This is a genomic window from Allopusillimonas ginsengisoli, from assembly GCF_004153455.1.
GTDB classification, from domain to species: Bacteria; Pseudomonadota; Gammaproteobacteria; order Burkholderiales; family Burkholderiaceae_B; genus Allopusillimonas; species Allopusillimonas ginsengisoli.
Map to the genome: position 1 here is coordinate 70,582 of NZ_SDQE01000018.1, position 6,161 is coordinate 76,742.

A 6,161-nucleotide genomic window follows, 5' to 3' on the forward strand; every position below is an offset into this window, starting at 1 on the left:
GGCGATCGGTCTGAAAGCCAAGCACGTGGGAGAAAAATTCTTCCGCGTGCGGGAGAACTGGCATGAAGCATTTTCTGTGGTTTCTCATCATGTTCTGTGGAGTCAGTGTCGCTGAGGATCGGCATGCTGCTTCGGGTACAGCCGTTGAATCCGCCTCGAATACGTCTTCGCTCATGTGCGCAAAGGAGGATGCATTCGAGGTGGGCCAGGCCGGAGGGTTTGCTGATACGCCATCCTATACAGACCGCTTGTTTGCGTCTGATGGCAAATCGAGTTGGCAGGGTTTCCATTACAGCCCTGTTGTGCCGGGATGTTTTGTAGCACCGGAAGGCATGGTCTGGGAGTCGTCCAACCATCTGTGGCTGGACAGCATGCGGCCGGCACCCAGCTACCCCAGTGCCAACAACCCTGCTGCATTTCTGTCTTCCGGATGGAGATGGATAGAGGACGTTGAGCGCTGACAGGCGCAATGCATGACAGGCCGTTCCTGCATGGGCACAGCTTGGCCATACATAACATAAAAAAAACCGGGTTGAGCTGGCGATCTTTGCAAGCTGAACCCGTATGGACAGTCAGATTGGCCAGGAAGCGATCCGGCCAACTCAGGAGGAGGCATAGCGATGAGTGGAAAAATAGACGAAGAAATCAAGCGCTGGACCGTCAGGCGCAAAAGCGTTCTGGTGATGGACATCATTCAGGGCAAAACCACCATCGATGAAGCCAGCAGCGCATTCGATCTGCCTGCCTCCGAGATTGAACATTGGGTGGAAGAAGGTAAGCGCGGGCTGCAAAATGCCCTGCGGGTAAATCCGCTGGATGTCAGAGAGCAATATGAGCGGCAGATCAAGGATCTGCAGCAAGCATATGGAGAAGCCATGCTGGAGTTGCGCGGAAAGAAGAAACAGAATTCTTCGGCTGCTGATGAGGAATCTAACTGACGCGTTGCCTGCTTAGTTATTGAATTAGTGCAGTTATATTTTGTTACGATATTCAATAGTTATTGAAGCGCCGAAATTCCTTATTTTAAAAAATCAGTCAGATAAATAAACAGTAAATATCACAAAATGTATAAAAACTCGCAAAACGTAATTCTAAAATGAAGCTGGATGGATGTATTGATTCAAGGCGTAAAAACCCAAATCAAATATCAGTTATAGAGCAGCCGACATCCAAAAATCCATTAATTACATTTCAAAGATTTACAGTCGTCGCAAAAAGAGTCCGCCATGTCCGCCAAAGGATTCAGGCAGAAACCAGAACCGAGCAATGCCGATGGGGAATCCCCCCGAAGGGAGATAAATAATGAAACGCCTTTTACTGATACCGCTCATCCTTTGCAGCGCAACCGCCTTGGGGCAGACAACTGTTGATGCCGGGTCAAGTTCGTCTTCAACTGCAACTGGGTCTGCCAACTCGTCAGCGCAGTCCGGCACGGTCGCCAACGATGTGGGCTTGACCGCGCAAATGGGCATGGGCAACAACATCACGTTTGAGGGCTCGACGCAGCGCAAGCACCAGAGCATTTCGACGACGCCCAATGTATATATGGCTCCCAGCATGTTTGGGGGCGCCAATAATTGCGGGCAGAGCAATACGATGGGCGTGGGAGTAACAGGCTTCGGCATCGGCGGTTCGGTTGCGTCCGAAAGTTCTGCTTGTAATGCCCGCGAAGATACCGCGACGGCATACAAGCTGGGCTACAAGGATGTGGCCGATATGCGCTTCTTTTGTTTCGGCGAGGATGAAAATCGTTTGGCGTGGGAGGCCACAGGACACCGCTGCCCCCCGACGGCCAAGCCCATGAGCGAGATCGCATCAGCGCGCTCCTCCAATGAGGATGCCGGGCCGCAGCCATTTATCGAGCCTTGATCGTTTGACCGCGCAAGCTCGATGGCCATTGCGTTGGCACATACCCGACATCGTCGCGCACGCCGTCCGAGCATGCTTTTAATTGCGTCCATATTTTGTTCAATTCCCGCCTGGCCAGGGATGATTGTGCGATGTCCGCTGGCGTAGGCATTATCCTCCTGAAACAGCATCCAGATACATGGTAATCATCATGCGCGATGACGGATGCCGGGCATAGCCGCTCACAAGCCGGCTACCGCCCACTAGAATGTCAGCTCCGCTGGCGCGGTCTTCAAATCTTGCAAATTGATTGATAGACTGGCCGCCGCGACAGATGAGAATCTATTCACGAGGAAATCATGAACAAACCATTGACCGGCATCCGTGTTCTGGAACTCGGACAACTGATCGCCGGACCTTTCGCAGCAAAGATGCTCGGTGAGTTTGGGGCCGAAATCATTAAGGTGGAGCCTCCCGTCAAGGGCGACCCGTTGCGAAAATGGCGCCTGATCCACGACGGTACATCGGTTTGGTGGCAGGTTCAGTCGCGCAACAAGAAATCGATCACACTGGACTTGCGTCAGGCGGAGGCGCAAGAGGTCATACGCAGGCTCGTCCAAGAGATCGACGTGCTGATCGAGAACTTCAAGCCTGGCAGCCTGGAAGCGTGGGGGCTGGGATGGGAAGACCTGAAGGCCATCAATCCCAGGCTAATCATGCTCAGAGTGTCCGGCTACGGACAAACCGGCCCCTACCGGGATTTGCCCGGCTTTGGGCTCATTGGCGAAGCCATGGGTGGATTGCGTCATTTGAGTGGCGAACCCGGACGGACGCCAGTACGGGTCGGCGTGTCGATAGGTGATTCGCTGTCAGCCCTGCACGGCGTGATAGGCGTGCTGCTGGCCTTGAGGGCGCGGGATCAAAACAATGGCCAGGGCCAGATGATCGACGTTGCCCTGTATGAGTCCGTCTTCAATATGATGGAAAGCCTGTTGCCCGAATACGCCGTTTTCAACGAAGTCCGGCAGGCCGCCGGGAGCAGCCTGCCGGGCATCGCGCCAAGCAATGCCTATCGGTGCAAGGGCGATAAATACGTGCTTATCGCCGGAAATGGCGACAGCATTTTCAAACGGCTGATGTCTGTCATTGGCCGCGACGACCTGGGCAATGATCCTGCTCTGGAAAACAACGTAGGCCGGGTGGCGCAAGTAAAGATGATTGATGAGGCCATTTCGCAATGGACGGCCAGGCACGAGCTGGACGAAGTACTGGATGCGCTCAATGCGAAGCAGATTCCTGCGGGCAAAATCTATGATGTGGCTGATATTGCCGCAGATCCGCATTACCAGGCCCGAGGCATGATACTGGATTCGGCGTTGCCTGACGGGACCGAAATCAAACTGCCTGGTATCGTACCCAAGCTGAGCGCGACGCCTGGCGAAGTGCGCAGCCCTGCGCCCGCATTGGGCCAGCACACTGACGAAGTGCTAGCCGACTTGGGCATAGACGAAGAAACCCGCAAGGCGTGGCGTCAGCGTGGCATTATTTGATGTGGCCTGCCATCAGGGATGAGGCCAATGAAGGGTAGAAAGAAATTATCCATTCAAGAAGAGGTTGCGGCGATGCCGGCGTCGAGGGCGATGGGCTCATTGCAGCTTGCGTGCGGCAGTGATTTTTATTTCTACGAGAATATCGGGACGTGCCAGATGGGCTCCGATAATAGAGCAAGCGGGAGGCTGGCCGTGGTCAACCCACGTATTCCACGCTTGCGTAAAGGCCGGTAGATCATCGAGACCGCGCAGCCAAATCTGTGCAGTGAGAATCTGCTGTTTGTGGCTTGCGCTCTCGTCAAGCAGTTGATCTATTCGCTCCAGTATTTCCAGCGTCTGACCATAAGCAGAAGCGGTGCGATTTGACGCTGTCAAGCAAATAGTCACCTCGTCTGCACAGGCAATCCCCAAGCTCATCACCGGCCGGCCTGGTGCTTGAACTCGTCCATATCGTTCAATTTCATTACTCATACCGGCGTCCTTTAACGGAGTGCTACAACGACAAACTCTACCAGCGCACCTGCTTCGCATAACTCACCGCGGACGCATGCGCGCAATGGAGGTTGTTCTGCAACTACCCATTCATTCCACACTGCATTCATATCGGCAAAGTCAGACATGTCTGTTATCCATATCTGGACAGTGAGGATACTATGCTTGTTGCTCCCGACTTCGAGCAAACCGTTTTCTACCCGTTTCAACGCTGCACGGGTTTGCGAAACAATGTCTGGCCCAGCATCTGCCGCCCGGATGCCTCCAAGATATACCTTGCCTCCACATACCACGGCACGGCTCGATATGGGAGCTGGCGGCTCTGTTATTCCTATGCGCTCAATCGGCATGTATTTATTCCCCCCGTCTAATGGTTTAGAGCTACTCACATCTAATCTGCCTTGATATTCGCCTGTTTGACGATCAAACCGTTTTTATCGATTTCGCTGAGGATAAAGCTCTTGAACTCGTTTGCTGTGCCGCCCGCCATATTTGCACCTACTTGTACGATACTTTGTTCGACGGCAGGATCATTCATTACTTCCGTTAAGGCGGTACTGAGTATCTCCACAATTTCAGGCTTTGTGCCGGCTGGGGCCAAGATTCCAGACCAGCCACCAAACTCAAATCCGGGGTAGCCTGACTCTGCAATCGTAGGAATCTCTGGCAAGGATTCCCATCGTTCGGTGCTGGTTATTCCCAATGCTTTCACTGTCCCTGCTTTTATCTGACCAATTGAAGATACAAGCGTATCGAACATAAAGGGCGTGTGTCCCGCCATGACATCTTGTAGCGCAGGCGAACCTCCCTTATAGGGGATGTTGTTCATCGGTGGAATGCCTGTTGTTAACCGAAAATATTCTGCGGCGATGTGCGTGGTAGTTCCTACGCCGATGGAGGCATATTCAAATCGGTTCGCTTCGGCCTCCTTCTTGGCATGCTGGATGAACGATTGAAGATCTGTCACAGGGAGGCCTGTGTTTGCTACGAGTACCATCGGAAATTTTGCCACCAGCATGATGGGCACAAAATCCGTTGTTGGATTATAGGGAACTGCTCTGACAGTAGGAACGATCGACAACTCACTAGCGCTCCCCAGCAATAACGTGTATCCGTCAGGTGAACTCTTGGCTACTGAATCTGCACCAATGGCGCCACCTGCCCCTGACTTATTTTCAACGACGACAGGTTGGCCAATTTTGACCGCCAATCGCTGGGCCACCTGCCGTGCAATGCCATCAGAGGCTCCCCCCGGTGGATATGGCACCACCAGCTTGAGTGGCCGTTCAGGGTATTTTGCCGCGACGGCGCTTGTGGCGCATAGCAAAGAAAGCGCGATTGCGAGCGCGCGTAATGATCGTGCATTTACCATTTATGTCTCCGACTTATAGATTGTAGGTATGGAGGTATATAGCCTTATTCACACGCGGCATGCAGATAAAGTAAGCCCCCGCTCAACTTTAGGTGATGCTGGAGTCGTATGAATTAAAGCTTGTACGATGATATCTCTCTGACTGAAGATGTTATGGATCCACCGAGAGGTTTTAGTTGGGACCAGAGCCGCCGTCTGAAAGATGTTGTGTCCAGAGAAGATTCCTCGACAGGAGGGAAGTTGCCGTGCATGTAGATACGCACCGAGGGGAGGCAGACCCGCAGTCCAAAAAGAGCATCATTACAGGCGTGGCGCAGAGCGATGGAACTGCATGTGTTTAGCTGTTTTTACGAGAGCGTAACGTGGGTAGGGTGTGCTTAGGTGCGCGAACAAATGCTGCCAGTGATTCGTTTATCTCATTTCCCCGCGTTGTCAAAGAACGTTTTCACGTGCTTTAAGCAAGATGAAACTCAGGAGAGGGCGCGACAGTTTTGATATGCTTTCTGCGCCGGGGCCGTGAACCCTGGTTGCGGCCTCACAAGCCGCTAAAGGTATCCCCATTTATTGGCTGACACGTTTGATAGTCCGGTTCGCAGTCCGTGCCCTGGATGGGGCAAAAACGCGATGACATTGCCGGGCCGAATCGCTTTGAGTGGGGATGCCGTCCACTGGAAAGCAAAGCTGACTAGTGGAGCAGGGAGCCATTCTAGATAAGCGAACTGCTAGAGCCAGGCACGGCTCGATAAATATGCCGACCTTAAACAGTCGGCGGGCCCGTTGTTGCGCGCAAAGTAATAATGAGCCACTTCGCGCAAAGTAAAACCGAACCACTTTTCCGTAAAGTTAGCCTTTTGTGCGCGAAGGCTGACGATGCTTCAGAAGGATCAGTGGATGTCCAT

Annotated in this window: 7 protein-coding genes; 4 read left to right on the forward strand and 3 right to left on the reverse strand. The window is 53.0% G+C overall.

Annotated elements, in window-relative coordinates; genetic code table 11:
- The first annotated feature begins 62 nt into the window (after window positions 1-62).
- From ERE07_RS20670 to ERE07_RS20685, 4 genes are all read left to right on the forward strand, one after another.
- Window positions 63-461, forward strand: a complete 399-nt coding sequence (locus ERE07_RS20670; RefSeq protein WP_130010919.1) for a hypothetical protein — start codon at window positions 63-65, stop codon at window positions 459-461.
- Between the two features lie 159 nt (window positions 462-620).
- Entirely contained in the window at window positions 621-938 is a 318-nt protein-coding gene (locus tag ERE07_RS20675) for a DUF1153 domain-containing protein (RefSeq protein WP_130010920.1), read from the forward strand.
- Window positions 939-1,302: 364 nt separating this feature from the next.
- A complete protein-coding gene (locus tag ERE07_RS20680) occupies window positions 1,303-1,869 on the forward strand; it encodes a hypothetical protein (RefSeq protein ID WP_130010921.1) in 567 nt (188 codons plus the stop codon).
- Between the two features lie 338 nt (window positions 1,870-2,207).
- Window positions 2,208-3,398 (forward strand): CaiB/BaiF CoA transferase family protein, encoded by a 1,191-nt coding sequence (locus tag ERE07_RS20685; RefSeq protein ID WP_130010922.1) that lies wholly within the window; start codon window positions 2,208-2,210, stop codon window positions 3,396-3,398.
- Between the two features lie 96 nt (window positions 3,399-3,494).
- Here ERE07_RS20685 and ERE07_RS20690 read toward each other — a convergent pair whose 3' ends face one another.
- The 3 genes from ERE07_RS20690 to ERE07_RS20700 are packed head-to-tail and all read right to left on the reverse strand — an operon-like array spanning window position 3,495 to window position 5,262.
- A complete protein-coding gene (locus ERE07_RS20690; protein ID WP_167671038.1) occupies window positions 3,495-3,869 on the reverse strand; it encodes a Rid family hydrolase in 375 nt (124 codons plus the stop codon).
- Between the two features lie 11 nt (window positions 3,870-3,880).
- On the reverse strand, window positions 3,881-4,240 hold the full coding sequence (locus ERE07_RS22440) for a RidA family protein (protein ID WP_425331001.1): 360 nt from the start codon (window positions 4,238-4,240) through the stop codon (window positions 3,881-3,883).
- A gap of 41 nt (window positions 4,241-4,281) precedes the next feature.
- Entirely contained in the window at window positions 4,282-5,262 is a 981-nt protein-coding gene (locus ERE07_RS20700) for a Bug family tripartite tricarboxylate transporter substrate binding protein (protein ID WP_130010925.1), read from the reverse strand.
- Between the last annotated feature and the right edge of the window lie 899 nt (window positions 5,263-6,161).